Origin of the sequence: Marinobacter zhejiangensis, from assembly GCF_900114775.1 — a bacterium.
Classification (GTDB): domain Bacteria; phylum Pseudomonadota; class Gammaproteobacteria; order Pseudomonadales; family Oleiphilaceae; genus Marinobacter; species Marinobacter zhejiangensis.
Genome location: NZ_FOUE01000001.1, coordinates 431,398 through 458,250, shown reverse-complemented (window position 1 = coordinate 458,250; position 26,853 = coordinate 431,398). Strand labels below are relative to the sequence as shown.

Sequence of the window (26,853 nt, the reverse complement as noted above, 5' to 3'; positions counted from 1 at the left end):
AAGGGATAGCGGAACGTTATGGGAACAATCGGAATGCAGGGTAGTTAACGGGCATGACTGCGCAGGTCAGCGACTTTGATCGCTTTTCATTTATGCTGTTTCTGGCGTTCGCAGTGCATGCGGTGCTGGTGCTGGGGGTAACCTTTGCGCCAGAGCTGCCCCGCACATCAGCGCAGACCATGGAGATCACTCTGGCTCAGTTTGATGATCAGGAGGCGCCCGATAAGGCAGACTTCCTGGCCCAGACCAGTCAGCAGGGCAGCGGTACGGAAGCAGAGGTTCGTGAACTGACCAGTCCACAGCCGATGGAAATGAGCGATGCCAGTGACCAGCCGGTGCAGTTGGAGGCGCCTTCACAGGTGGCCCCGGCGCGGCGGACCGAGCGTGAGCTGGTCCAAACTGAAGGCCGCAGCGGCCGTCAGGTGGCGCAACCGGAGATGGCCGATGAATTTGAAGACGATTTGCCGGTGCGGGAACGGCGCAGCCTGATGGAGCGCAGTCTGGAGATCGCCAATCTGGAAGCCCGCTTTGCCCAGCAGCAACAGGCGTATGCCCGCCGCCCCCGGGTGTTGCGGGTGACGGCGGCCTCAACACTGAGTTCGGACAATGCCTGGTACGTACAGAACTGGGTCGACAAGATCAATCGTGTGGGCAACATCAATTACCCGCAGGAGGCGCGTCAGAACAGCATCTACGGACAGCTGCGGATGTTGGTGCTGTTGCGCAAGGATGGCACCATAAAACGGGTGGAGATCCTCGAGTCTTCGGGCTATACGGTGTTAGATGATGCCGCTATCCGCATTGTGCGAATGGCGTCACCCTTCCAGGCGTTTACCGAACGCATGCAGGAGCAGACCGATGAAATCGAGATTATCCGTACCTGGTCTTTCCAGCCAAAAGGTTTGACATCGGGATGACAGAGTCCAATGTTGGCGACAACCTGCGCGATCATTTCCTGATCGCCTCGCCCTACCTGGCCGACCCCCGCTTCCACGGTTCGGTCATCTACCTGTGTGAGCATGCCTCTGATGGCGCGCTCGGGCTGGTGCTGAACCGGCCGCTGGACATCCAGCTCGGAGAGATCCTGGAACAACTGGGTATGGAAGGCGAGGATCTCGACCTGCCGGTTTTCCTCGGTGGCCCGGTGCAGCCGGAGAGGGGCTTCGTGCTGCACGGTCCTGGCAGTCACTGGCAGAGCACCTCGGTGGTGAGTGACGGCGTCGCGCTGACCACGTCCCGGGACATCCTCGAGGATATTGGCCGCGGGCAGGGGCCGGAGGACTTTCTGGTTGCCCTGGGCTACTCCGGCTGGGGCGAGGGTCAGCTGGAGGAGGAGCTTGCCAGCAACTCCTGGCTGACCTGTCCGGCCAAGACCGAACTGCTGTTTTCCACCCCTTGGCAGGACCTGTATCAGACGGTTCTTGCGGATATGGGGATTGATCTGAACCAGCTGAGTGAGTCGGTGGGGCATGCCTGAGCCAGCAACGCGCCAGGTGATGGCGTTTGATTTTGGTACCCGCCGCATCGGCGTCGCGTTTGGTCAGCAACTGCTGGGTACCGCGCGCCCGCTGACCATGCTGCCGGCTCGTGATGGCAAGCCGGAGTGGGAGCGCATTGAGGCACTGATCAAGGAATGGCAACCGAACCTGTTGGTGGTCGGGTTGCCACTGAACATGGACGGCACCGAAAACGACATGTGCGCCCGAGCCCGCAAGTTTGGCAAACGCCTGCATGGGCGCTTCCACTTGCCGGTGGACATGGTGGATGAGCGGCTGACCAGTTTCGAGGCCAAGGGCGAGGTTATGGCCAGCCGTGGCCATCAGGATTTTGGACGTAACGGCATCGACGACCTGGCCGCTGTGCTGATCCTGGAAACCTGGTTTAACCAGCAGGCGACAGGTTGATTGACGCTCCGGCAGCGTTTGCCGGGGTTAACCGCAAGGCAGAAGCGAGGATGGAATGACGGCATTGCTCAACATGGACCAACTACTGGATCAGCTCGAAGCTGGTTTGCGGGAGCTGATGGCCCGTCGTGGTATCGAGTCGCCAGCGCTGGTTGGCATTCGTACCGGCGGGGTCTGGATCGCCGATGCCCTGAAGAAACGGCTGGGGCTGGACGAACCGTTTGGGGAGCTGGACATCTCGTTTTATCGCGATGATTTCAGCCGTATTGGCCTCAACCCCCGGGTCAAGCCGTCCCACCTTCCGTTTGAAACGGAGGGTCGGGATATTGTGTTGGTGGACGATGTGATCATGAGTGGCCGCACCATTCGTGCCGCGATGAATGAGATCTTCGATTATGGCCGCCCAGCGAGTATCATCCTCGCCACACTGATTGATCTCGGCAACCGCGAGCTGCCCATCCAGCCGGATGTGGTGGCGCAGACGCTGACCCTGAAGGAAACCCAGCGCGTCAAACTGCGTGGACCCGATCCGCTACGCATTGAAATGCGGGAAACCGAGTAACCGCCCCCCGCTCCGGTAAATCGGTGCAAGACAGAACTCACACAGGCACACTGATGACGGCACACGACCCTTCCTCGCATTCCCTGCAGCTGACCTCCAGCGGACAGCTCAAGCACTTTCTGACACTGGATGGCCTCGAACGGGCCTTGTTGACCGACATTCTCGATACCGCCGACTCGTTTATTGAGGTTGGCGAACGCACCATCAAGAAGGTGCCGTTGCTGCGGGGAAAAACCGTGGTCAACCTGTTTTTCGAGTCCAGTACCCGCACCCGAAGCACCTTCGAGCTGGCGGCGAAGCGGCTGTCTGCTGATGTGCTCAATCTTGACATCAGCACCTCGGCCACCTCCAAGGGGGAGTCGCTCTCCGACACTTTGCTGAATCTGGAGGCGATGGCCAGCGACATGTTCGTGGTCCGGCATTCCCAGAGTGGGGCTCCCCACTTTATCGCGGAGTCGGTGACCCCGGGTGTTGCCATCATCAATGCCGGTGACGGCCGCCATGCCCACCCCACACAGGCCATGCTCGACATGCTGACCATCCGTCAGCACAAGGGCGGCTTTGAGGGGCTCAAGGTGGCGATTGTGGGCGATATCCTCCATTCCCGGGTTGCCCGATCCCAGATTCGTGCCCTGAATGCCCTGGGCGCCGAAGAGGTGCGGGTGATTGCTCCCGGCACCCTGTTGCCTCGTGATGTCGAGAGCCTGGGGTGCACGGTGGAGTACGACATGATCCGAGGGATGCGCGACCTGGATGTAGTGATCATGCTGCGACTGCAAAAGGAACGTATGGAAGGAGCTTTGCTGCCCAGTGAGCGCGAATTTTACCGGCTGTACGGCCTCAGCCAGGACAAGCTTGCGCTGGCACGCCCGGACTGCCTGGTGATGCATCCGGGGCCGATCAATCGTGGCGTCGAGATTGAATCCGCGGTGGCGGATGGCCCTCAGTCGGTCATCCTCAATCAAGTCACCAATGGCATCGCGGTACGTATGGCGGTGATGTCCATGGCGATGAGTGGACAGGTTTCAGAGCGGACTCAGGCAGTGGGAGAGCAGGGCTAATGTCGGAACAGCAAACGACGGTTCGGATTATTCATGGGCGCCTGCTGGACGCGGAGCATGATGGCTCCGTCACCGCAAGTCTGCTGCTTCAGGGTGGTCATATCGCCGCCATCGGAGCGGAAGCCGAATTGGGCGACGTCGACCGGGTGATCGATGCCAGTGGCTGTCTGGTCAGCCCTGGATTTATTGACCTCAACTGCAACCTGCGGGAGCCCGGTAACGGTCAGAAGGGCAACATCGCCTCGGAAACCCTGGCTGCGGCCCGGGGTGGATTCAGCACAGTCTGCGCGTCACCAGCCACGTCACCGGTCAATGACTCCAGTGCCGTCACCAATCTCATCAGTGACGTTGCTGAAACCCAGTCCCCGATCCGGGTACTGCCCTTGGGTGCTGCCACCCGGGGCCTGGAGGGCGAGTTACTGAGTGATATGGCCGGGCTGTCCCGGGCCGGCTGTGTGGCACTCAGCAATGCGGGTGCCCAGATGCGCAACTCACGCATCCTGCGTCGTTGCATGGCCTATGCCCGGACCTTCGATTTGACTCTGATGCTGGCGCCGGTCAATCAGGCGCTGGCCGCAGACGGCTATGCCCACGACGGCCTGGTGACGTCACGTCTGGGCCTGTTGGGTATTCCGGAAGTGGCCGAAACCACGGCAGTGATGGAGCTGTTGCTGTTGGCGGAGGAAACCGGGGTTCGCCTTCACCTCAACCAGCTGTCCTGCGGACGCTCGGTGGCTATGGTGGCTGACGCCCAGAAACGGGGTGTGGCGGTCACGGCCGATGTTGCGATGCACCAGTTGTTGTTTACCGAAGACGCTCTGGCGGGCTTTGACAGCCGTTTCCATGTCCGCCCACCGCTGCGTACGGAGGCGGATCGTCAGGGGCTGCTGGCGGGTGTTCGCGATGGCGTCATCGGCGCTATTGTCAGCCAGCACCAACCCCATGATTCGGCCGCCAAGCAGGCGCCACTTGGGGCAACGGAGCCGGGTTTGTCGACAGTGGAAAGCGTGCTCTCCATGGGACTTGAGCTGGTCAATGACGGCGAGCTCTCCCTGCAGCAATTGGTAAGTTCGCTGACCTATGGGCCGGCGGGGGTGCTCGGTGAGACCTCCGCGCTCAGGGTGGGGCAGCGTGCAGACCTGTGTATCTTCGACCCGGACGCCAGCTGGCAGGCTGACGACAGTTCGCTGGTGTCTATCGGCAAGCATGCCCCCGTTCGCCATTGCCCCCTTAAAGGGGTGGTTCGGCATACCTTGTGTGCTGGCAATGAGGCCTGGGGGCCAGGTGGCGACTGAGGTCGCCGACATGGAATGTGGCAGGGGTAGTCAGGCCCCTGTCGAGCCTGTCACAGATTCCCTTATTTTGCTTTAACGCCCTTGAAAGCAGGCACCTGTGCCAACGTATTCTATGTATGGCCAATCTAGGCTGAACCAAAAGGATGTGCTGGGCGCCGGTAGCGGTCGCCTTGATGGTCGATGGCCGTCCAGCTGCCTACAAAAATAATCAGGAGTCATTCCCCGTGAAATCTCGAAACCCTTTCCGCAAGGTGGCGGCGGCGTCTGCGCTGCTGGCCAGTCTGGCACTTCCTGCAATGGCTCAATCCACGCAGGAACCAATCGAACGTAGTTTCTGCGTGTTTGATCCAGTGGGCGCAAACGGGCCGTTGTTTGCGATCACCAAAACCTTCCAGCCTGTTGCCCTGCGTGAAGGCATCAAGTTGAACCTGCGTGCCTATACCGACGAAAAGGTAGCCGCCGAGGACTTCAAGGCCGGTCAGTGTGACGCCGTCCTGCTGACGGGAACCCGGGCGCGGGAGTTCAACCGTTTCACCGGCAGCCTGGAAGCCATGGGTGCTGTTCCTGGCGAAGAAGAAATGCGCTTGTTGTACAACACCCTGGCGCAGCCCAACGCCCGTCAGTTCCTGATTGAGGGCGACTACGAGGTGGCGGGTGTGTTCCCGGGGGGCGCGGTGTACCTCCATACTCGTGACCGCAACATCGATACAGTTGAAGAGTTGCAGGGGCAGAAGATTGCGACCCTGGATTTCGACGAAGCCTCGTTGCGAATGGTTCGCCACGTGGGGGCCTCTGTGGTTGGCTCCAACTCGGCCAACTTTGCCGGCAAGTTCAACAACGGCAGTGTTGACCTCGCCTACGCTCCGGCCGTTGCCTACACCCCGCTGGAACTCTACAAGGGGGTAAGCCCTAACGGTGGTGTGTTCCGCTACGCCCTGGCCTACATGAACTTCCAGGTGATCATCCATCGCGACCGTTTCCCGGAAAACGCTGGCCAGGTGGTGCGTGATGAGGCCATGCGCCGCATTGATGAGGCCTATGAGATTATTGCTCAGGCAGAAGCCGAAATACCGGAGCAGGTGTGGATGACACCGCCGGCTGAGGATGTGGCTGAATACGACAAGATGCTGCAGGAAGTGCGTCTGTCGTTGCTGGCGGATGGTGTATACGACGAGCGGGCAATTCGTTTGATGAGGGCGATTCGCTGTCGGGTCGACGGCACCCGCGCAGAGTGCTCTTCCTGAGAAGTTGAGTCATTCAGGGCCCGCACAAGCGGGCCCTGACGTAGTTACTGGTTACGTGGTGCTTAGTTACTTGATGGCGTCTTTAAGGGCTTTGCCGGCTTTGAAACCAACCGTCTTGCTGGCAGGGATCTCAATGGTGGCGCCGGTTTGCGGGTTACGTCCTGTGCGGGCATTACGAGTGCGGATGTTGAAAGTGCCGAATCCAATCAGGGTGACGTCGTCTCCCCGGGCGGTGGCGGCCGATACCTGATCGGTAAACGCAGTAATCACCTCGCTGGCCTTGTCCTTACTGAGGCCGGTCTGTTCTGCGATAGCCGCGGCTAGTTCTGGTTTGCGCATCAAGTGCTCCTTGTTGTTTTTAACGTTTCTTGGAGTGGCAACGGGCCGCCCCATCAAACACAGGTTTAGCGCTTTCCCGGACAAAGTCAATGGATTGTCGGGGCCAAGCGAGGCTCAGCGCCAGCTTTGAGGCGCTGGTCTCACAACATGAACCGGTTTCGGGGGATAATCATCGCCTGGTTACAATGCGTAACATTTGGTGATGGCGCCCGGGGCGGGTTATTCACAATAAATAAGAAAAGGTAATAGGTGATATGGCGGGTATCCAGGGGTTCGTCCAGCGTTCTGGTCAGGTGTGGAATCGTTATCGTGGTGTGGCGGCAGGGGTTGCAGTCAGTGTCGCAATGAGCGGTTGTGGTGTCGTCAACAACATGATCTACAAGACCACCGGCGACGTCATGCAGGGCTTTGCCAAGAGTCATACCATTCCCTATGTGCTTGAGAGTAATGACCTCTCCATGAGCTGTGCCATGAGCCAGGCAACATCGCCACTGCTGATGTCGTTTGGCCGGGTGACCGATGAGCCCGATCAGCTGGCGGTCATGCTCTACCTTACTTCTGGCGGTTGTATCGACGAACAGGCGCGAGAGTATGAACTCGATAGCTTGATGGCCATGCGTGCGTTGCGGGCAGAAGAGGCGGAAGACGCCATGATCCGTCAGAAGCGGGCCCATGCCCTGGCCGCAGAGCGCTACTTCCTGGGCTGGCAGCACCATAATGCCTATTACGGTCATCCGGATCAAAGCGAGTGCCCGGACTTTGACGACGACATGGATGAGTTCATCTATATGGCTGGACTGCTGTCTGGCCTGCAGGCGTTGAACGCCGAGATCCAGTCGACCTCGTCGATTGGTGTGCCCAAGAACGTGGGTTCTACCGTTTCCCGGGCCACCAGCTGCCTGAACAATGACAAGTGGTGGGGGGCTCCGATGGCCCTGCGTGCGACCGTATGGGCCATGATCCCCGGTGCCTTGCCGCAGGGTGAAAATGCGTTCGAGCGCCTGAATGCGGCTGACCTGCAAGGGGAAGAGGCCGGGGTGCGCCTCAGTCATGTGTTCCATGCCCTCGCCGCGATGAACAAGGGTGACGATGAGATGCTGAGGGATGTGATCCGCCGTCATGCTGAGTCGCTTGATGCAACGCCTTCCAATGAAGACTGGAACATGGTCGACAGTATGGCTACCCAGATGATTGTGGCGATTTCTGATCGGATGTGGGTAGAAAACACCGGACACCGGACCCCGTTCGGCAAGCTTGGTACCTTCTGGGACGACCGGCCCGAAGCCACTGAAGTCATGAATCTGGATGACCTGCTGTAAGTCACGAACTCAAGAGCGTCTGATATGTCCGTTAATACCCTGAGTTCCCAAGGGGCATCGGTTGGTGCCGGTGGCCGTACGGTACGGGAATGGTTCTCCTCACTGCCGGCCTGCCTGCTGTTGTTGGCTGTTGTGCTCTTCTCCACCTCCAGCGACATCCATAACCAGATGTTGCGGGGAGGTGAACAGCTCTGGAGTGGCTACTACAAGCTGCGTAGCGACCCGGTAGAACCGACCTGTAACCCGAACCGGGACATTGAGGCTGCGGTGGCCGCTGAAATGGCCCGGGAAAGTGATCTTGGGGCGATGGCCGACCTGCTGGGAGCGGTTGAAAAGAATCCCGCCGACGTTCGTCGCTCCATTGAGCGTTCGGTGGCGGACTGTCAGGCCAGCCATGCGGTCTATCAGGAGGTCAAAGACAAGCTGACCCCCAGTGTTCGGGCCTATCGGGCGGTAGAGCTGTTTGTGGCCGATGTGATCGCGTTTGGCCTGGAGTCCCAGCGCTACATTCTGATCATTCTGGTGATGCTGTGTGCGGTAACCGCCACGCTGACCCGTCACCACATTGCCATGCGGGCGATGGAGACGACCCTGGATCACAAGGTGTCACTGACCCTCCAGACCATTGCCAACGCCATGTTGCTGGGTTCCAGTCTGATTTTCCGTGCCAACACTGTGGGCGCCGACGCGTCGGTCTCCGCGGAAGAAATGCTGCTGCACAACTTGTGGATCACCGGGTTTGCGGTGCTGACCCTGGCCAGCCTGTATCGGCTGATACGGGTGCCGGAGGGGCTGGCGCCGGGCGGCAGCTTCAATAAGGCGCTGTTGGCCGTGCCGTTGTATACGGTCATGTGCCTGATTTCCGGTACCTACTTCGCGATGATCGGTCACGCCTCCGGCATTGGGATCTACCTGGGCAAGATGATGGAACTGGCGGATATGTTCCTGAACGTTGGCCTGTATGTCTGGGTGGGTATGATGCTGAAGCAAACCCGTCTGGCGACCTTGGTGTTCAACGTCTTTCGGCCCTGGCGCTTGCCTCCGGAAATGCTGGCCGTGGTGGCAGTGCTGGTGGCTGTGGTTCCGACGGCCTACACCGGGGCGTCCGGTATCTTCGTCATTGCCGCTGGCGCGGTGATTTACAGCGAGCTTCGTGCCGCGGGTGCACGTCGTCAGTTGGCGTTGGCCGCAACGGCAATGTCCGGTTCCCTAGGGGTTGTGATCCGGCCCTGCCTGTTGGTGGTGGTCATTGCTTACCTGAACCGGGAAGTGACCACCGACGAGCTGTTTGGCTGGGGAATCTGGGTGTTTGCGCTGACGGCGCTGATGTTTACCACCGTGGCTCTGACGGTGAATCGCCAGAGCCAGTTCAACCTGGCACCGGTGAACGAAGCTATGCCCGCCATGCTGGCTGCGCTGCGGCCACTGATTCCCTATGTCCTGGTGATCATTTCGGTGGTGCTTTTCTACCGCTGGGCGCTGGACGTGCGCATGGACGAGTTTTCCGCGCCACGCCTGCTGCCGGTGATCATGTTTGCCATCCTGCTGTACGAACATTTCAGCCTCAAGGGCCGTAAAGACCGTGACGGTGCTGAGTTCAACCACCAGGGGCTGGAGCGGAGTGTACGAGGTGCCACCAATGACACCACGGCAGAGATCGGGGCGCTGTTGCTGCTGCTTGGCCTGTCAGTCAGTATCGGCGGGGTGATTGAGCGTTCCCACATTATGGAGAGCTTCCCTCAGTCGTTTGACAGTGCCTGGTCGGCGATGTTGTTGATGGTGGTGATCCTGGTGATCCTCGGTATGATCATGGACGCCTTTGGTGCGGTCATTCTGGTGTCTGCGACGGTCGCGACCATTGCCTATTCCAGTGGCATCCACCCGGTGCATTTCTGGATGGTGACGCTGGTGGCGTTTGAGTTGGGCTATCTGAGTCCGCCGGTGGCGCTGAACCACCTGCTGACGCGGCAGGTGGTGGGCGAAGCCGAGGTAGTGGCAGCGCTCAAGGAGCCTGGCACCTTCTATCAGCGCCATGAGCGGGTGATTATGCCGCTGATCGCCATGGGCATATCGCTGGTACTGGTGGCGTTCGTGCCGCTGATGTTCTACGCCAGCTAAAATCCGCACCGGACGTTGGTTCCGGGGGGGCGGAGAACAACAAAGGCGCTCAGTTGAGCGCCTTTGTTGTTTCTGGGTGCTGGGGCCAGTGGTTCCCCGTCGTTGCCGGGTAAAGCTGCAGCGATGGCGCACAAAAAAAGGCAGCCGAAGCTGCCTTTTTTGCTTGCCCTAGTGGATCAGGACAGGCTGGGGCCGGCGGTGATAATGCTGCCGGACACATCGAACTTGTCGAAGTTGTCAACGAACTGAGCGATCAGTTCGCGGGCCTTGGCATCATACTCTTCCGTGCTCTTCCAGGTATTGCGTGGGTTCAGCAGCTTGCTGTCGACGCCTGGAACGCTCAGCGGCACATTCAGGTTCAGCATGGGCAGGTGCTCGGTTTGAGCATCGTCCAGCTCGCCGGTCTGAATGGCGCTAATGATGGCGCGGGTGGTCGGGATGCTGAAACGCTCGCCCACACCGTGAGGGCCACCGGTCCAACCGGTATTGACCAGGAAGACCTTGCTGCCAAATTCTTCCATACGCTTCATCAGCAGTTCGGCGTAAACGCCGGCCGGGCGCGGGAAGAACGGAGCGCCGAAGCAGGTGGAGAAGGTGGACTTCAGCTTGGAAGAGGAACCCATCTCGGTGGAACCAACCAGAGCGGTATAGCCGCTGAGGAAGTGGTACGCGGCGGCTTCTTTGCTGAGGATGGATACCGGAGGCAGAACGCCGGTCATATCGCAGGTCAGGAACACGATATGGGAGGGTTCGCCGGCACGGTTTTCCAGGACACGCTTTTCAACGTGCTCCAGCGGGTAGGCGCAGCGGGAGTTTTCGGTCAGCGACACGTCGGTGTAGTCCGGCTGACGGGTCTCTTCGTCAATCATGACGTTTTCGACGATGGCACCGAAACGGATGGCGTCCCAGATGATCGGCTCGTTCTTCTGGCTCAGGTCAATACACTTGGCGTAGCAGCCGCCTTCGATATTGAACACAGTGCCAGGGCCCCAGCCGTGCTCGTCGTCACCAATCAGGAAACGCTCGGGGTCAGCAGACAGGGTGGTTTTACCGGTGCCGGACAGGCCGAAGAACAGGCAGGTTTCGCCATTCTCGCCAACGTTGGCGGAACAGTGCATGGGCAGAACGTCTTTCTCTGGCAGCAGGAAGTTCTGTACCGAGAACATTGCCTTCTTCATTTCACCCGCGTAGTGCATGCCAGCCAGCAGTACCTTGCGCTTGGCAAAGTTGATGATGACGCAGCCATCGCTGTTGGTGCCATCACGCTCGGGAACGCACTGGAAGTTGGCAGCATTGAGGATCTGCCATTCCTGCTTGTCGGACGGATTGTAGCTTTCCGGGCGGATAAACAGATTGCGGCCAAACAGGTTCTGCCAGGCTGTTTCGGTGGTCATGCGTACCGGCAGGTAGTGCTCGGGATCAGAGCCAACATGAACGTGAGACAGGAACTGTTCCTTCTCGGCGATGTAGGCTTCGACACGGTCCCAGAGGGCATCGAACTTGTCAGCGTCGAACGGACGGTTGATCGGGCCCCAGTGGATCGCATCCGCTGTGCTTGGCTCTTCAACAATGAAGCGGTCCATGGGAGAACGACCAGTACGCTTGCCGGTCTTGACCACCAGCGAACCATTGGCAGCCAGTTGGCCTTCGCCTCTTTCCAGTGCCAGCTCGACCAGTCGTGCTGAACTCAGATCAGTATAAGTGTTGCTCACTTCGACCTCGCCCTCGGGGTGTCTTCATGATTATCAGGAACGCCGTGCGTGGACCAGGATGGTCTCATTTGCTGGCGGAATTCTGAACAATCGGGTCAATTCAGGCGCGCTATTATGCCAGAGATGTCCAGAAAAAACGACTGCCCGGAAAGCCCCGCCAGCAGCGGGTTCCGGGCCAATTGTCAGAGTCAGTGGAGAGAGTGGCCGGTGAAGAGGTGATCAATATCGTTGCGGTTGAACTGGTAGTGGGAGTGGCAGAACTGGCAATCCATTTCGATCGCCCCCTGCTCCTCGATAATGCTGTAGCACTCGTCCTTGCCGATGGATTTGAGGGCACCAAGGGTCCGCTCGCGGGAGCAGCTGCAGCGGAAAACCACCGCGTCAGGCTCGAAAACCCGCACTTCCTCCTCGTGGAACAGCCGGTGCAGGACAGATTCACTGTCCAGGCCCAGCAGTTCTTCTTCCGTCAGGGTAGCAGCCAGGTGGTTGACCCGTTCCCACAGCTCATCATCGGCTTCACTGCTGCCGGGCAGGCGTTGCAAAAGCAGGCCGCCGCTGCGTTCCTCATCTGCAAACAGGATCAGCGTCGTGGCGATTTGCTCGGAGCGTTCGAAATATTCTTCCAGGCAGCCTGCGAGGGTATCTGCTTCCCGGGGTACCACGCCCTGATAGCGCTGCCCGCGTTCCGGGGTGATGGTAATGGCCATGCGGCGATCACCGAGAAGGTCATTAAGTCCGCCTGCCGCCGCTGCGGGGGCGTCGAACCGGGCAAGGCCGCGAATGTGGCGGTCGTGGCTGCATTCAGCCATGAGGGTGCGCAACGGCCCTTCGCCCTGAGCCTGCAGCGACAGCGTGCCTTCAAACTTCAGGGTGCTGCTCATCAGCACACTGGCAACGAGGGTTTGGCCCAGCAGCTGACGGACAGACGCCGGATAGGGCGCCTGGCTGCCAATCTCGGTATAGCTGTCGGCAAGTTGTACCCAGGCCCCACGGATCTGGCTGTGTTCAAAGATAAAGCGTTGGAACTGGTCCTGGGACGCCATGTTTTGCGGTCTCCTGAAAACGCGCTAGCGCGGTGGTCATCGGGGTATGGAACTGCGAACCGGAGTCGGCGGATTACATGCCATTCTGGTCGCGAAAGCGTTGAATATCACGGCGGTCCTTCTTGGATGGCCTGCGTGCGGGCGGCAGTTGTGCAGCCTGCATGGTTTTACGCTGCCACGCCATGTCCTCACGCTTGCTGATGCTGTCTTCGGTTTCGTGGTAGAGGGTTTGCGCTTCCGGGGCACCCCGGCGGCGGTCACTGATCTGATCAACAATCACAATGCGCTCCTGCCACCCCAGGCGCAGGGTCAGCTTGGCGCCGGGTTCGACCAGCTTGCCGGGTTTGCAACGCTGATTGTTGTAGTGAACCTTGCCCCCTTCAATGGCGTCTTTGGCCAGGGAGCGGGTTTTGTAAAATCGGGCGGCCCACAGCCATTTATCCAGTCGTACCCGCTGATCTTCCGGGGTTGCTACGCTCATGTCTCCCACCTGATGTGTGTGCCTTGCCATTATAACCGCATCGATTTCACGATGGCATCTGGCCCAGACCCAGCAAGTGAGGCAGAACTTCGTCAAAGTGGTGGATGGCCGGCAGGCCGGCGGCGTCCTTCCGCGCCGGTTGGCGACTGTCCGGTGCCAGTACCGCCAGGCACTGGCCAATCCCGGCACGGGCGGCACTCTGAAGCACCGGCAGGCTGTCGTCTACCATCAGGGTGTTACCGGGCTGATAGGGTTCCAGTTGATGGAGGTCGTGCCAGAACTCGGCGTCTTCCTTGGGCCTTCTCAGGGTATGGCTGGAAATGACCCTGTCGACGCGCTTATCCAGGCCGGTTCGCTGCAGTTTTAGCGCCAGCGGGTCAGGGTGGCAGTTGGTCACAATGACGGTGCGCAGGCCGGCGGCCTTCGCCGCACTGAGAAACTCCGGGACATGGGGGCGATAGCCAATGCGGTCACCAATCTCAGCCTTGAGCTGGGTAATGTCCAGGTTGAGCAGGTCGCTCCAGTAATCGGTGCAGTACCAGTTCAGGGTTCCCTGTTGCGCCTGAATCATGGGCATCAGCCGGGCTTTGGCCTGGTCCGGTGTTATCGCATGGTGCTCGGCGTAGCGACGGGGCAGGTGTTCCAGCCAGAAGTGGTTGTCAAAGTGCAGGTCCAGCAGGGTGCCGTCCATATCAAGGAACAGCGTGTCGAGGTGAGACCAGTTAACCATAAAACAAAACAGCCTGAAGACAGTGTGCCTTCAGGCTGCCGCAGATCGGAGTGTGACGCAACTCCGGTTTGTACGGATGAGGTGCTGGCCTCAGTTGTTGGCCGGGCCTTCCTGGCGACGACCGGATTGCTCACAGCCCAGGCAGCGTACGAAGGTGGACTTCGCGGGGCCCAGAACCAGCACTTCGCCGGCTTCACCGGCATTACCGCCGAGCAGCGAGAACGGCAGGGAAACAATGTACACCGCAGTGCCAACAACGGTTGTGGCCAGCAACAGCGGCCGGGCGATCACTGCGTCGGCGGTCATGGCCAGCGCCGAGGGGGATTCGTCGACAGCACTGGCATGGCCAACGGAGGCGAAAGCCAGCAGGCAGGCGGCCATCGTGGAGGTCAGGATTCGGGAAAGTCTTGCGGGCATGGCGTGTCTCCTAGAATCAGTTTTGCCCGTAGTGGCACGGGTGCCGGGCACAACGAGTGATGCCAGCACATGGAGGTGCGGCAAACACTGGTCCGGTTTGAAGGTATTCTTAACTATGAATCATATTTACGCATTTTCAAACGGATTTTTTATACCCGTTACTGCGTGATCAGCGCTGGCAGCGGGGGCAATAGACCGTGGTGCGTTGGTTCATACGGATTTCCTTCAGCACCGTTCCGCAGCTCTCGCAGGGCTGGCCGCCGCGACCATAAACCAGCAATGACTGGGCGAAGTAGCCGGGCTTGCCGTCACTGTTGACGAAGTCTTTCAAGGTAGTTCCCCCCTGCAGAATGGCGGCAGCCAGGGTCTCTTTGATGGCCTCGCAGAGCTGGAGGTAGCGGTCGCGGCTGATACGCCCGGCCGCACGGCGAGGGTGAATGCCGGCCTTGAACAGGGACTCGTTGGCGTAGATGTTGCCAACGCCAACGACGACGTGGTTATCCATCAAGAACGATTTAACAGGTGTTTTTCGGTCGCGGGACAGGCGGAACAGGTAGTGTCCGTCAAACTCGGGGGCCAGGGGCTCTGGTCCCAGTTCCGCCAGCAGCGGATGGGCATTGGGGGTTTCCGACCAAAGCCAGCAGCCGAAACGGCGGGGGTCGTTGTAGCGGAGCCGGATGCCGGAGGCGAGGGTCAGCTCCACATGGTCGTGGGTCTGTGGCGGGGTATCATCGGTGATGATTCGCAAACTGCCGGACATTCCCAGGTGAACGATGGCAGTGCCACCGGGAAAATTCAGCAACAGGTACTTGGCGCGGCGCTCAACGCTAAGGATGGGTTGCTGAAGGATGCCTGCCGTCAAAGCATCGGGGATCGGCCAGCGCAGGTTGGGGTTGCGAATGTCCACCTGGGTTACAGTTTGCCCCTGGCAGTGCGGAGCGATGCCCTGTCGGGTGGTTTCAACTTCCGGTAACTCGGGCACGGTAGGCTCCAGCGGTTTGGGGGTGGCCTGATTGTGGAGTTTGGCAACAAAATGTCAACGGCTACCGGCCGGGGAAAACCACACGCTTAGTAAGGGGTTGGCGACGACAGGTGGAGTAAATTGCGATCACTTATTGACCAAAATAGGTGCAGAAGGTAACAATTAAGCAATGAAATCTGCTTGTTTGGCGTACACCCGTAAGCTAGAGTGTGAGCCCTGTAATCAGGGGGCCGGAAACCAGCTCCCGATCGGCTTCACTGAGGTAATTTGGTATGTGGTACAACGGTCTTCTCGACCTGTCTGCGATGCAGCTTATTCTGGTCACCCTGGGTCTCACCCACGTCACGATTGTCAGTGTGACGCTCTACCTGCACCGCCATTCGGCTCATAACTCCCTGGACCTGCACCCGGTGCTGGCTCACTTTTTCCGCTTCTGGTTGTGGCTGACCACCGCCCAGAACACCAAGGAGTGGACCGCCATCCACCGCAAGCACCACGCCAAATGCGAAACGGAAGAAGATCCTCATAGCCCGGTGGTTAAAGGCATCCGGAAGGTGTTGCTGGAAGGTGCGGAGCTTTACGCCGAGGCCGCCACCCCGGAAACCCTGGAGCGTTACGGCCAGCGTACGCCGGAAGACTGGATCGAGCGCAAGCTTTATACCCCCCACAAAGCCTGGGGTATCGCCCTGCTGGCGGTCATTAACCTGGCGTTGTTCGGGGTCAACGGCATCTGGATCTGGGCGGTTCAGATGATGTGGATTCCGGTGTGGGCCGCCGGTGTGGTCAACGGCATTGGCCACTATATTGGCTACCGCAACTTTGAATGCGCCGACAATGCCCGCAATATTTCGCCGATCGGCATTCTCATCGGTGGTGAAGAACTGCACAACAACCACCACACCTATCCGAATTCCTCCAAGCTGTCCCGTCGCTGGTACGAAATCGATATTGGTTGGGGCTACATCCGCCTGTTCCAGCTGTTTGGCCTGGCTCATCCAAAAGGCTATCGTCCGATCGCTCACTTCGTACCCGGCAAACAGGATGTGGATGTTGAAACGGTGCAGGCGATTGCCAACAACCGGTTCGACATCATGCGTCAGTACCGCAAGCGGGTCATGGAGCCGGTATTGAGGCAGCAGAAGTCGGTGGTCGAGGAAAGCATCAAAACCCGCTATCGCAAACTCAAGCAGCTGTTGTCACGGGAGATTACCCTGATCAAACCGAAGGATCAGGCGCACCTGGACTCGGTGCTGGAAAACAATGCCGTGCTCAAGCAGATCTACGACAAGAGTCAGGAACTGCAAGCGCTTTGGCGTCGTCGCGGGCTTAAGCCGCAGGACAAGATTCAGGCGCTGATGGAGTGGTGTCGGGAGGCGGAAGCCAGTGGTATCCGTTACCTGGAGGAGTTTGCTGCTCACCTCAAGGCTTATTCCCTGCGTCCGGCGGCGGCTTGACCGGCCGGCTCCAGCATAAAAAAACCGCCGTATCCCGGCGGTTTTTTTATGCCTCTGGTTCGGCCACCCGGTAGAGGTTGTAGGTCACCTGGCCGGCGGTCTTCTGACGATGCAGTTGCCAGCTGGCCGGCGGTGGTGGCGGCGTCAGTTCGCTTTCATGCTCGACATAGACCCAGCCACCGGGTTTAACCCAGCCTTGCTCTGCAATCAGTGGAAACAGCCGCTCCAGCCAGCCTTGCCGGAATGGCGGGTCCATAAATACCAGATCGAACGGCTGTGGCGGTGAGTCTCGAAGGAACGTCTCCACGGCACTGCAAACCACCGTGGCACGGTCGCAATGAAGCAGTCTGAGGTTTTCCCGCAGGGCCTGGGCCAGTGCCGGCGTATGGTCCACAAAGGTAGCCGAGGCGGCGCCCCGGGACAGCGCTTCAAGACCCAGTACGCCGCTGCCGGCAAACAGGTCGAGGCAGTCCCGGCCTGCCAGGTGGAACGACAGCCAGTTGAACAGGGTCTCGCGGGTACGGGCTGGTGTCGGGCGGACGCCGCCAGCATCGGGGAAGCGCAGCTTGCGGCTTCGCCAGTCGCCACCAATGATGCGTAACTCGCCGCTGGCGGCAGCAGTCGGGCGGTTGGCGGAAGGGCGCTTTCGGGCCATGGTGGTGTTCTCCTGGCGGCGTGATTCGGTCATCCGGTGCGGCAGCATCGGGGATGCCATGGTAACGAAAAGTCGTCCGGCCATGTAGCTGAAAGCGCACTGCATAGCGGAATGCTCATCTGGGTTTGGACGCTGCGGTTGGCTACCGCTAGAATGAGCGCTTCTTATTTCCCCCGCCAATTCCGGACTGATGGTAAGACTATGACGGCTGAATGGATTTCCATAGGGCTTCTGGCCCTTCTCGTGTTGTTGTTTGTGGGTGATGTTGCCGCTAACCGCCGGCGAATTCCCCGGCCGGAGCCGGTACCCCAGAAGCAGCCCAAGGCCCAGCCACGTCCAGAACCGGTAGCTGCACCAACGGAAGCGGCGGCTGCAGAAACGGCCGTTGAGCCCGAAGCGAAGCCTCAACCTGAGCAGCAACCAGAGCCTCAGCCTGAAACGCAACCCGAACCCGCCGTGGAAGCACCCGTTACGGCGGTGCCGGAGGTGGTGGCTGAAGCGCCTCAGCTCAGTGTCTTCGAGCGAATTCGTAATGGTCTGGGCAAGACCCGGGCGAACCTGACAGCCGGGTTGGCAGACCTGTTCTCCATCAGCAAGAAGATTGATGAGGATCTGCTGGAAGAAATCGAAACCATGCTGCTGATGGCAGACGTGGGCGTGACCGCCACCTCCGAAATCATTGAAACCCTGACCGACAAGCTCGAGCGCAATCAGCTCAAGGACGGTCAAGCGCTGCAGGCCGCTTTGCGGGAGGAGTTGCACGGCATCCTGGCACCGGTGACCCGTCCCCTGGAAATCGCGTCTGACAAAAAGCCATACGTCATCCTGGTGGTTGGCGTGAATGGTGTGGGTAAGACCACGACCATTGGCAAGCTCGCCAAGCACTTCCAGCGCGACGGTCACTCGGTCATGCTGGCGGCCGGTGATACCTTCCGGGCAGCGGCGGTCGAGCAGCTTCAGGTCTGGGGCGAGCGCAACCAGGTGCCGGTGGTTGCCCAGCATACCGGCGCAGACAGCGCGTCGGTGATCTACGATGCGGTCCAGTCTGCTCAGGCCAAGGGCGTCGATGTGGTGATCGCCGACACCGCCGGTCGCCTCCAGAACAAGGACAACCTGATGAGCGAGCTGGAGAAGGTGGTCCGGGTCATGAAGAAGCTGGACGATTCTGCGCCCCATGAGGTGATGTTGGTGCTGGATGCCGGCACCGGTCAGAACGCCCTCAGTCAGGCGACGGTATTCCAGCAGGCCGTGGGCGTCAGTGGCGTCACGCTGACCAAACTGGACGGCACCGCCAAAGGCGGCATCGTTTTCGCCATTGCCCGCCAGTTGCAGCTGCCGATCCGTTACATCGGTGTGGGTGAGCAGGTGGACGACCTGCGCAGCTTCGATGCAGAAACCTTTGTTGAGGCGTTGTTTGCCGAGTAACTGAGGCCCTGAACCGATGATTGAGTTCCAGCAGGTTACCAAACGCTATGGCAGCGACCACACCGCCCTGAAACAGGTCAACTTTCACCTGGATCGGGGGGAGCTTGCGTTCCTGACCGGGCATTCCGGTGCCGGCAAGAGTACCCTGCTCAAACTCATCATGCTGATGGAGCGGCCTAGTGCCGGTCAGGTGGTTGTGGGTGGGCAGGTGCTCAACAACATGCCCCGGCGCCAGGTGCCGTACATCCGCCGTCATATTGGTGTGGTCTTCCAGAATCACCAACTGCTGTTTGACCGCACGGTGTTTGATAACGTCGCGTTGCCGCTGGAGGTGATGGGCGTGCCCACACGGGATATTGGTCGCCGGGTCCGGGCCGCGCTCGACAAGGTGGGGCTGTTAAGTAAGGAAAAGATGAACCCAATGCAGTTGTCGGGTGGTGAGCAGCAGCGAGTTGGCATTGCCCGCGCGGTGGTCAACAAGCCGCCGCTGTTGCTGGCCGATGAGCCCACCGGGAACCTGGATCCGGAATTATCTGCTGACATCATGCACCTGTTTGAGCAATTCAGTCAGGTTGGGGTGACCGTGCTGATCGCCAGCCATGATATCTCCCTGATTCACGATATGGGGCGACGAACCCTGACACTGGAGCATGGCCGCCTTGTAAACGGTGGTTCAGCGCTGGGAGGAATGGCTCATGGCCACTGAACCCACTCGACCACGTCAGCAGGGAAGGGGAGCGGCGCAATCCCGAAGTGAGGCCCGTGATGTTGCCGGCAGCTACCTGGCCCATCACCGGAAAGTTGCCCGGGAAAGTGGTCGCCGGTTGTGGCAGGCGCCGGTCGCCAGTCTGATGACCTGGCTGGTGATGGGGGTTGCCATGGCGATGCCCGTGGCGCTGCTATTGTTGCTGACCAGTCTGGAAGGGGTCAGCGCGGGCTGGGAAAGCAGTGCGCGTATCACCACCTACCTGACCGACAATTTGTCGCTGGAGCAGGCCCAGGCCTTGCGCCTGGAGGTCGGCAGCCGGGGTGATGTTGATGATGTCGAACTGATCGATCGTGATTCTGCGCTGGCGGAGTTCCGGGCGACCTCGGGGCTGGCCGATGCCCTTGATTATCTGGATGAAAACCCGTTGCCTCACACATTGCTGGTGACGCCGCCGGAAACTGGACGAACGGCAGCCGGGGTTGAACGGCTGGCGGCGGAACTTGAGGCGTTACCGGGCGTTGCCCGGGTTCAGGTGGATCTGGGCTGGCTGCAACGGCTTAATGTGATGACCCAGTTACTGGCGCGGGCGGTCTGGGTACTGGCCCTGCTCCTGGGGTGTGCGGTGATTTTGGTGATCGGCAACACCATCCGCCTGGCCATCGAAAACCGCCGTGATGAAATTCTGGTGGTCAAACTGGTTGGCGGCACCGATGCGTTTGTTCGTCGCCCCTTCCTTTATACCGGGGTATGGTTCGGTCTGGGCGGAGGTTTGGTGGCCTGGTTCCTGTTGGAACTGTCGCTATGGTGGCTCAGCGGGCCCATTGAGCGATTGGCGGCACTTTACCACAGCAATTTTGCGCTCAGTGGTCTACCCTTGGATGGCGCTCTTGCCCTGCTGGTGTTTGCCATGCTGCTGGGGTGGCTGGGCGCCTGGCTGGCGGTGAAGCGTCATCTGGATGCGATTGAGCCGGGAGTGCCGGCGGGCAGTTAACGGTGGCGATAGCGGAAACACCGTATGTCCGAAACCGGTGGGGCGGGGTAAGTTCGAAAGTCGTGTTATTGTAAAAGTTACCTGAAGTTAAGTTAACTGCATGTTTTAGAAAGTTTATTTTTAAATTCAGGGAACTTTTCAAGACCTTGGCGGTCTTTGGAAGAATTGTTATATTTGCAAGTCCCTAACTAGGAGGGAAAGCATGGGTACAAGTCTACAGTTGGCTGACAAACTGGTTCCGGGCGTTAATCTTGAGGCCTATATTCAGGCCACGAGCCGGATTCCGGTGCTTACTGCCGATGAAGAGCGAGACCTGGCTGAACGTCTGCACTATAAAGATGATGTCGAGGCAGCCCGTCAGCTGGTTCTCTCCCATTTGCGCTTTGTGATTCACATTGCCCGCAGTTACTCCGGGTATGGCCTGCCCCAGGCGGACCTGATCCAAGAAGGTAACGTGGGGTTGATGAAGGCGGTCAAACGCTTCAACCCGGAATACGGCGTACGTCTGGTGTCGTTTGCCGTGCACTGGATCAAGGCAGAGATTCACGAGTACATTCTGCGCAACTGGCGTATCGTCAAGGTGGCAACCACCAAGGCCCAGCGTAAGCTGTTCTTCAACCTGCGCAGCCAGAAGAAACGCCTGGCCTGGTTGAATCATGAAGAGCTTAACGCCGTTGCTCAGGATCTGGGTGTGGAGCCGCAGGTGGTGCGGGAGATGGAAGGTCGTCTGGCCTCTCAGGACACCTCTTTCGACGGCCCGATGGACGACGATGACGACAGTGCCTATCAGGCGCCGGCTCATTATCTGGAAGACCGTCGCGCTGATCCGGCCATGCTGCTGGAACAGTCAGACTGGACCGAGGATTCCAATGGTCGCCTGATGCGGGCGATGGGCAACCTGGACGAACGCAGCCAGGACATCCTGCGGGAACGGTGGTTGTCAGAGAGCAAGTCTACCCTGCATGAACTGGCCGACAAGTATGGTGTATCGGCTGAGCGTATTCGCCAGCTTGAGAAGAACGCCATGAAAAAGATCCGGGCCGAGATGACCGAAGCCGCTTGATCGCGGTAATTCGGTAGCCAGGCCCGCCATTCAGAACGCCATCAGCCCTTTGGGTTGGTGGCGTTTTTGTATGTGCTTTTGAAACGAACTCTGGAGAACTGACCCGATGACGGAATCAATGCCTGCGGACACGTCGCGACACCTGCGCGTTGCCTTTCTTGGGATTGGCCTGATGGGGGCGCCGATGACGGCAAACCTGCTTAAGGCTGGTTTCGATCTGGTGCTGTGGAATCGCACCGCCAGCAAGTGCGAGCCTTTCGCCAGCCAGGCGGAAATAGCGGCCACACCAGCCCAGGCAGCAGCCGGTGCAGACGTGGTGATCACCATGCTGGAAAACGGTCAGGTGGTGAACGAAGTTCTGGTTCACCAGGGGGTGATCGAAGCGGCGAAGCCCGGAGCGGTGATCATCGATATGAGCTCTGTCCAGCCGTCATTGGCGCGGGACCACGCCCAGCGGGCGGAAGTCCGGGGCGCTGGCTATCTCGACGCGCCGGTGTCAGGGGGGACGCGAGGGGCTGAAGCCGCCGTGCTCAGTATCATGGCGGGTGGCTGTGACGAGCACCTGGAAAAAGTCCGGGGCGTGCTGGAGGCGATGGGATCGGTGACTCATATCGGCCCGGTTGGGGCTGGTCAGCTGGCAAAACTGGCGAACCAGGCGATTGTGGGTATCACCATCGGCGCCGTGTCCGAAGCCATGCTGTTGGCTGCCAAAGGCGGTGCCGACCCGGTTGCGGTGCGGCAGGCGTTGCTGGGAGGCTTTGCCGGAAGCAAGATTCTGGAACAACACGGCCAGCGGATGATTGATCGGGACTTTGCCCCTGGTGCGCCGGCCCGAATCCAGCTCAAGGACATGCGGATGATCCTGGATGAAGCGCGGGCCGAGGGGCTGACCCTGCCCCTGGCGCAACAGGTGCACAATGAATACCTGTCGCTGGTGGCCAACGGGCACAGCGAAGTAGACCACAGTGGTCTGTTACTGGAGCTGGAACATCTCAATGGAACCCGCCTGGGCTCTGTGGGCCCCGGACCGAAGGAGTGATGCCATGCCGAAGTTTGCTGCCAACCTCACCATGCTGTTCAACGAACACGATTTCCTCGATCGCTTCGCGGCGGCCAGGGCGGCTGGCTTTGAAGGGGTGGAATACCTGTTTCCCTATGCTTGGCGCCGGAACGAGCTGAAAGACAGGCTGCAGGACCAGGGGCTGACCCAGGTGTTGTTTAACCTGCCGCCAGGCGACTGGGATGGAGGGGAGCGGGGCATTGCCTGCCTGCCCGACCGGGTGGATGAGTTTCGCCGCGGCGTGGAGCAGGCCATTGGCTATGCCCAGGCGCTTGATTGCCGCCAGTTGAACTGTCTGGCTGGGCTGCTGCCAGCGTCGGTGCCCTGGCAGCAGGGTTGGGATACCCTGGTGGCCAATGTGACCTGGGCGAATGAACAACTGCAGCGGGAAGGCATTGCCCTGTGTGTTGAGGCGATCAACTCCCGAGTCGATATGCCGGGGTTCCTGCTGGATACCTCCGCCAAGGTTATTGAGCTGATAGAGGCGGTGGGATCGGACAACGTCCGGCTGCAGTATGACCTGTACCACATGCAGATCATGGAAGGTGACCTGATCCGGACCCTGGAGCGGCTGATGCCCCGGATTGGCCATATCCAGTTCGCCGATAACCCGGGCCGACACGAGCCGGGAACCGGTGAAATCCATTTTGCCAACGTCTTCGCAGCGCTGGATCGCCTATCCTATAAAGGGTGGGTCAGTGCCGAGTACCGACCGGCGACGGAAACCACGGCGGGGTTAGGGTGGCTGCAGGAATGGCGCGGCGATCGCTGACCGTCGCCAATGGCGACACCCTCTTACAAGATCGTAACTGGCTGTTGCCGTAGGTAGGCCGTACTCTGTTTTTCAGAAATCCCTGAACCTGGAGGCTGTGAGTGAAAGCTCTGGTAATTGAAGACGATCAGGATGTTGCAAATTACCTGATCAAAGGGCTGAAGGAGTCCGACTTCGTCGTGGATCATGCGGCGGAGGGCAAGGAAGGCATGATGATGGCGGCCAGCGAAGACTACGACATCATGATCGTGGACAGGATGCTACCGGGTATGGATGGCCTGTCGATCATCAAAACGGTTCGGGCGACCGGAAACCAGGTCCCGGTGCTGATCCTCAGCGCCCTGGGCGATGTTGATGACCGGGTGGAAGGGCTGCGGGGCGGTGGTGATGATTACCTGACCAAGCCGTTTTCGTTCACCGAACTGTTGGCGCGTATCGAGTCACTGATCCGCCGCAATCGCCAGACTGCAGAAACCGAAACCGTACTGCGGGTGGCCGACCTGGAAATGGATCTGCTGGCGCGTACCGTTAAACGTGCTGGCCAGAACATCGACGTCCAGCCGCGGGAGTTTCGCCTGCTGGAGTACCTGATGCGTAATGCCGGCCAGGTGGTGACCCGCACCATGCTGCTGGAGAAAGTGTGGGATTACCATTTTGATCCCCAGACCAACGTGATCGATGTTCATATCAGCCGGTTGCGTGCCAAGATCGACAAAGAGTTCGAAACCCCACTGCTGCAAACCATCCGGGGTGCCGGTTACATGCTTCGTGAGTCCGCCTGACCCGTGAAACTGATCAGCCAGCTCAGAACATCCACCTTCCAGCTCGCCCTGTTGTACATGGTGGTGTTTGCGACCTCGGTTTTTCTGTTGCTGGCATTTATCTATTGGCGGACGGCGGGCTTCATGGCGGCCCAGACCGATGAAACCATTGAGGCGGAAATCGCGGGTCTGGCTGAGCAGTATCGCGGCCGTGGTATCAACGGCCTGATCACCATCATCCGCGAGCGGGTGGCTCGAGAGCCCAACGCCAAGTCCCTGTACCTGGTCACCACCGAAGATTACATGAAGCTGGCGGGTAACCTGACGGCCTGGCCTGAGGGCAGTCAGTCTCAGAGTGGCTGGATCAACTTTACCCTGGATGATCGGGTTGGCTGGGTGGGGCAGCCTCGCCTGGCGCGTGCCCGGATCTTTGAGGTTCAGGGAGGGTTGAGGCTGCTGGTGGGACGGGACATTGACGACCTGGCGGCACTCAAGCGAGTCATCGAAATAGCCATCAACTGGGGTATGGGTATTACCCTGGGGTTGGCATTGCTGGGCGGTTTCATGATCAGCCGCAGCACCACCCGCCGCATCGAAGTGATCAACAATACCTCCCGCAAGATCATGAATGGTCACCTGTCCCAGCGCATTCCGACGCGGGGCACCGGTGACGACTTTGACCAGCTGGCGGAAAACCTCAACCAGATGCTGGATCGGATCGTTTACCTCATGGAGGGGATCCGACATGTGTCAGACAGCATCGCCCACGACCTTCGCACGCCGTTAACCCGGCTTCGTAACCAGCTTGAAAACACCCTGATGTCGGTGGACAACGATGAGGCCCGGGAGCAGGCGGGAAGGGCGGTTGCTGAGGCCGACCAGCTGCTGGCTACGTTCAATGCGCTGCTGCGGATTGCCAGACTGGAGACCCGGGGCAACACGGCAGATATGCAGCCGGTATCGCTGGGCGTACTCGCCAGTGATGCCTGTGAGCTTTATGAAGCGGTGGCAGAGGACAAATCCCAGTCGTTTGAGCAGGCGCTGGACAATGAGGCGGTCATCGAAGGGGATCGTGATCTGTTGTTCCAGATGGTCAGCAACCTGATCGACAATGCCATCAAGTACACCCCGGAGCATGGTGATATTCGGGTGGCGGTGTACGGTCGCGATGGAAATACCGTGTTTGAGGTCAGTGACAGCGGTATTGGCATACCCGATGAAGAGAAGGAAAACGTGTTCCAGCGGTTCTACCGGGTTGGCAAAAGCCGTTCATTGCCGGGTAACGGACTCGGGCTGAGTCTGGTCAGCGCGGTCGCTGAAATTCATCAGGGGACGATCGAGCTTAGCGATCGGAATCCGGGTGCGGAACAGCCGGGATTGACGGTGAGAGTCGTGCTGCCGACCTATCAGCCCGGGAGCCGGCGGCTGAAATCGGCGCCGGCCCGACCGGAGCCGGAGGGAGCAGCGGGCAGTGGCGATACCAGCTCGCCGCTGTCCCGCCAGCAGGCCTGATCAGCCGCGAACTGCGCCTCGCAGCTGCTCGATGCGGCTCAGCACTGGGCGAAGTACCGCATCAGCGCGCTCTTCAACGCTGCTCACCAGCGCTTCTACCTGGGAGCGACGACGGTCGATACGGGCCTGAATGCTGTCCCACTCACCTTCCAGATGCTTCTGCTCGTTCATAACGAAGGCCGCCAGGTTGTGACGGTTGACCTTGCCGGTGATGCCCAGCTGGTCGAGCTGGAAACCCAGGGTGTCGAGGCCATTCAGGGCGGTGTCGATGAGCTTCTTGGTGTTCATGTCAGATACCTGTCACTGTGTTTGCAAACGGTTCATAGTCTGAGGGTGGCCAACGTTAGTGAGAAACTCTAGAGTGCGCAACCTAATTCCGGGGCGCTATGGCCAACCCCAGACCAATCCCTGTCCAATCGTTAATGCCTTGGCCACCTGCCAGTAACGGCGAGGGGAGATAATGGCTATAACCAAGCACCGGATCTTGCCGGTGTTGTGGTGCCCTCCAGCAAAGCGCTAGCCTTACCCCGTTTTTACGGGGTTTTTTTGTGGTCGTCATTGGCCCCGCTGTCCTTGGGGTATTCAATGTCGGTGACCACCCAGTACGCCGGCCCATTCGGGGTTTGAACCTCGACCTCATCATCCAGTTGTTTCTTTAGCAGGGCTCGGGCCATTGGCGTGTCAATGGAAATGTAGTCCTTGCGGTCAAAGATCTCGTCGTAACCGACGATGCGGAAATGCTTGATGTCACCCTCGTCATTCTCAACTTCTACCCAGGCGCCAAAAAACACGCGGCCTTCCTGTTCCGGGGCATAGTCTACGACTGTCAGTTCACTGAGGACCCGGCGCAGGTAACGTACCCGTCGGTCGATTTGCCGCAGCAGCTTTTTGTTGTACTGGTAGTCGGCATTTTCGCTGCGATCCCCCAGGCTGGCGGCCCATTGCACCTTCTTGGTGATCTCGGGACGATGTTCGCGCCACAGGTAGTCCAGCTCTTTTTTTAGGGCTTCGAAGCCGTCACGGGTAATCAGTTTTGCGCGCATGAGACCGGAATACCAAATAGCTCGATGGATTGGCGGCCAGTGTATCAGAGTCAGAATCCAGGCTTGTTGAAATATAAAAGTGCATATACACTTAATGGTATGTTTCGTACCGGGAGTGTTTGTAGAACACTGGTGGTTCCTCGTACGGCAATCCCATGATGTTCCTTTGTAACTCAAATAGTGTATATACACTAGGAGGCA

Annotated in this window: 28 protein-coding genes; 18 read left to right on the top strand and 10 right to left on the bottom strand. The window is 59.4% G+C overall.

Translation table 11 applies throughout. From position 1 onward, the window contains the following. The first annotated feature begins 53 nt into the window (after nt 1–53). The 7 genes from BMZ67_RS02035 (at nt 54) to BMZ67_RS02005 (ending at nt 6,066) form a co-directional block, all read left to right on the top strand. Nucleotides 54–917: an energy transducer TonB gene (locus BMZ67_RS02035; protein WP_092020244.1), complete on the top strand. Its 864-nt coding sequence runs from the start codon at nt 54–56 to the stop codon at nt 915–917. Continuing rightward, nucleotides 914–1,477 carry a YqgE/AlgH family protein gene (locus BMZ67_RS02030; protein ID WP_092020243.1) on the top strand — a complete coding sequence of 188 codons (564 nt, stop codon included), beginning with the start codon at nt 914–916 and terminating at the stop codon, nt 1,475–1,477. Before BMZ67_RS02035 ends, BMZ67_RS02030 begins: the two co-directional genes overlap by 4 nt. Beyond that, entirely contained in the window at nt 1,470–1,904 is a 435-nt protein-coding gene (gene ruvX / locus BMZ67_RS02025; RefSeq protein ID WP_092020242.1) for a Holliday junction resolvase RuvX, read from the top strand. Before BMZ67_RS02030 ends, ruvX begins: the two co-directional genes overlap by 8 nt. Nucleotides 1,905–1,959: 55 nt before the next feature. Continuing rightward, a complete protein-coding gene (gene pyrR, locus BMZ67_RS02020; protein WP_092020241.1) occupies nt 1,960–2,466 on the top strand; it encodes a bifunctional pyr operon transcriptional regulator/uracil phosphoribosyltransferase PyrR in 507 nt (168 codons plus the stop codon). A 53-nt stretch (nt 2,467–2,519) separates the two neighbouring features. Next, nucleotides 2,520–3,527 (top strand): aspartate carbamoyltransferase catalytic subunit, encoded by a 1,008-nt coding sequence (locus BMZ67_RS02015; protein WP_092020240.1) that lies wholly within the window; start codon nt 2,520–2,522, stop codon nt 3,525–3,527. Next, entirely contained in the window at nt 3,527–4,822 is a 1,296-nt protein-coding gene (locus BMZ67_RS02010; RefSeq protein ID WP_092020239.1) for a dihydroorotase, read from the top strand. The genes BMZ67_RS02015 and BMZ67_RS02010 overlap by 1 nt, the downstream gene beginning before the upstream one ends. A 296-nt stretch (nt 4,823–5,118) precedes the next feature. Then, nucleotides 5,119–6,066 carry a putative solute-binding protein gene (locus BMZ67_RS02005; RefSeq protein ID WP_245749883.1) on the top strand — a complete coding sequence of 316 codons (948 nt, stop codon included), beginning with the start codon at nt 5,119–5,121 and terminating at the stop codon, nt 6,064–6,066. A gap of 66 nt (nt 6,067–6,132) precedes the next feature. On the opposite strand, the gene BMZ67_RS02000 is transcribed toward BMZ67_RS02005, so the two are convergent. Then, nucleotides 6,133–6,405, bottom strand: coding sequence for an HU family DNA-binding protein (locus BMZ67_RS02000; protein WP_092020238.1), 273 nt, complete (start codon nt 6,403–6,405; stop codon nt 6,133–6,135). A gap of 254 nt (nt 6,406–6,659) precedes the next feature. Between BMZ67_RS02000 and BMZ67_RS01995 the strand changes: the two genes are divergently transcribed. Next, complete coding sequence (locus BMZ67_RS01995; protein WP_342712795.1) at nt 6,660–7,724, top strand: hypothetical protein; 1,065 nt, start codon at nt 6,660–6,662, stop codon at nt 7,722–7,724. 24 nt (nt 7,725–7,748) lie between these two features. Further along, on the top strand, nt 7,749–9,842 hold the full coding sequence (locus BMZ67_RS01990) for a TRAP transporter large permease subunit (protein WP_092020237.1): 2,094 nt from the start codon (nt 7,749–7,751) through the stop codon (nt 9,840–9,842). Nucleotides 9,843–10,018: 176 nt separating this feature from the next. On the opposite strand, the gene BMZ67_RS01985 is transcribed toward BMZ67_RS01990, so the two are convergent. The 6 genes from BMZ67_RS01985 to mutM form a co-directional block, all read right to left on the bottom strand. Continuing rightward, nucleotides 10,019–11,554, bottom strand: coding sequence for a phosphoenolpyruvate carboxykinase (locus tag BMZ67_RS01985; protein ID WP_092020236.1), 1,536 nt, complete (start codon nt 11,552–11,554; stop codon nt 10,019–10,021). Between the two features lie 188 nt (nt 11,555–11,742). Continuing rightward, nucleotides 11,743–12,597, bottom strand: coding sequence for an Hsp33 family molecular chaperone HslO (gene hslO / locus BMZ67_RS01980; RefSeq protein WP_092020235.1), 855 nt, complete (start codon nt 12,595–12,597; stop codon nt 11,743–11,745). Between the two features lie 73 nt (nt 12,598–12,670). After that, complete coding sequence (hslR, locus tag BMZ67_RS01975; protein ID WP_092020234.1) at nt 12,671–13,078, bottom strand: ribosome-associated heat shock protein Hsp15; 408 nt, start codon at nt 13,076–13,078, stop codon at nt 12,671–12,673. Nucleotides 13,079–13,124: 46 nt separating this feature from the next. Continuing rightward, the gene (gene yrfG / locus BMZ67_RS01970) at nt 13,125–13,808 is read right to left on the bottom strand and encodes a GMP/IMP nucleotidase (protein WP_092020233.1); all 684 of its coding nucleotides are present in this window, start codon (nt 13,806–13,808) and stop codon (nt 13,125–13,127) included. 90 nt (nt 13,809–13,898) lie between these two features. Beyond that, nucleotides 13,899–14,225, bottom strand: a complete 327-nt coding sequence (locus BMZ67_RS01965; RefSeq protein ID WP_092020232.1) for a hypothetical protein — start codon at nt 14,223–14,225, stop codon at nt 13,899–13,901. 169 nt (nt 14,226–14,394) lie between these two features. Next, entirely contained in the window at nt 14,395–15,207 is an 813-nt protein-coding gene (gene mutM, locus BMZ67_RS01960) for a bifunctional DNA-formamidopyrimidine glycosylase/DNA-(apurinic or apyrimidinic site) lyase (RefSeq protein ID WP_092020231.1), read from the bottom strand. Between the two features lie 272 nt (nt 15,208–15,479). On the opposite strand from mutM, the gene BMZ67_RS01955 reads away from it, so the two are divergent. After that, nucleotides 15,480–16,661: a DesA family fatty acid desaturase gene (locus BMZ67_RS01955; protein ID WP_092020230.1), complete on the top strand. Its 1,182-nt coding sequence runs from the start codon at nt 15,480–15,482 to the stop codon at nt 16,659–16,661. A gap of 46 nt (nt 16,662–16,707) precedes the next feature. On the opposite strand, the gene rsmD is transcribed toward BMZ67_RS01955, so the two are convergent. Next, nucleotides 16,708–17,316, bottom strand: a complete 609-nt coding sequence (gene rsmD / locus BMZ67_RS01950) for a 16S rRNA (guanine(966)-N(2))-methyltransferase RsmD (protein ID WP_092020891.1) — start codon at nt 17,314–17,316, stop codon at nt 16,708–16,710. Between the two features lie 201 nt (nt 17,317–17,517). On the opposite strand from rsmD, the gene ftsY reads away from it, so the two are divergent. From ftsY to BMZ67_RS01910, 8 genes are all read left to right on the top strand, one after another. Beyond that, a complete protein-coding gene (gene ftsY / locus BMZ67_RS01945) occupies nt 17,518–18,741 on the top strand; it encodes a signal recognition particle-docking protein FtsY (RefSeq protein WP_092020229.1) in 1,224 nt (407 codons plus the stop codon). A gap of 16 nt (nt 18,742–18,757) precedes the next feature. Then, a complete protein-coding gene (ftsE, locus tag BMZ67_RS01940; RefSeq protein ID WP_092020228.1) occupies nt 18,758–19,447 on the top strand; it encodes a cell division ATP-binding protein FtsE in 690 nt (229 codons plus the stop codon). Further along, a complete protein-coding gene (gene ftsX / locus BMZ67_RS01935) occupies nt 19,437–20,441 on the top strand; it encodes a permease-like cell division protein FtsX (protein ID WP_092020227.1) in 1,005 nt (334 codons plus the stop codon). Before ftsE ends, ftsX begins: the two co-directional genes overlap by 11 nt. A gap of 202 nt (nt 20,442–20,643) precedes the next feature. Then, the gene (gene rpoH, locus BMZ67_RS01930) at nt 20,644–21,504 is read left to right on the top strand and encodes an RNA polymerase sigma factor RpoH (protein WP_092020226.1); all 861 of its coding nucleotides are present in this window, start codon (nt 20,644–20,646) and stop codon (nt 21,502–21,504) included. 106 nt (nt 21,505–21,610) lie between these two features. Then, nucleotides 21,611–22,543, top strand: a complete 933-nt coding sequence (locus tag BMZ67_RS01925; RefSeq protein ID WP_245749841.1) for an NAD(P)-dependent oxidoreductase — start codon at nt 21,611–21,613, stop codon at nt 22,541–22,543. Between the two features lie 4 nt (nt 22,544–22,547). Then, on the top strand, nt 22,548–23,336 hold the full coding sequence (hyi, locus tag BMZ67_RS01920) for a hydroxypyruvate isomerase (protein WP_092020225.1): 789 nt from the start codon (nt 22,548–22,550) through the stop codon (nt 23,334–23,336). Between the two features lie 101 nt (nt 23,337–23,437). Then, complete coding sequence (locus BMZ67_RS01915; RefSeq protein ID WP_092020224.1) at nt 23,438–24,118, top strand: winged helix-turn-helix domain-containing protein; 681 nt, start codon at nt 23,438–23,440, stop codon at nt 24,116–24,118. 3 nt (nt 24,119–24,121) lie between these two features. Next, nucleotides 24,122–25,609, top strand: a complete 1,488-nt coding sequence (locus BMZ67_RS01910) for a HAMP domain-containing sensor histidine kinase (RefSeq protein WP_092020223.1) — start codon at nt 24,122–24,124, stop codon at nt 25,607–25,609. Here BMZ67_RS01910 and BMZ67_RS01905 read toward each other — a convergent pair whose 3' ends face one another. Continuing rightward, complete coding sequence (locus tag BMZ67_RS01905; RefSeq protein ID WP_092020222.1) at nt 25,610–25,897, bottom strand: hypothetical protein; 288 nt, start codon at nt 25,895–25,897, stop codon at nt 25,610–25,612. 245 nt (nt 25,898–26,142) lie between these two features. Beyond that, nucleotides 26,143–26,652, bottom strand: coding sequence for a transcription elongation factor GreB (greB, locus tag BMZ67_RS01900; protein WP_092020221.1), 510 nt, complete (start codon nt 26,650–26,652; stop codon nt 26,143–26,145). Nucleotides 26,653–26,853 lie beyond the last annotated feature (201 nt).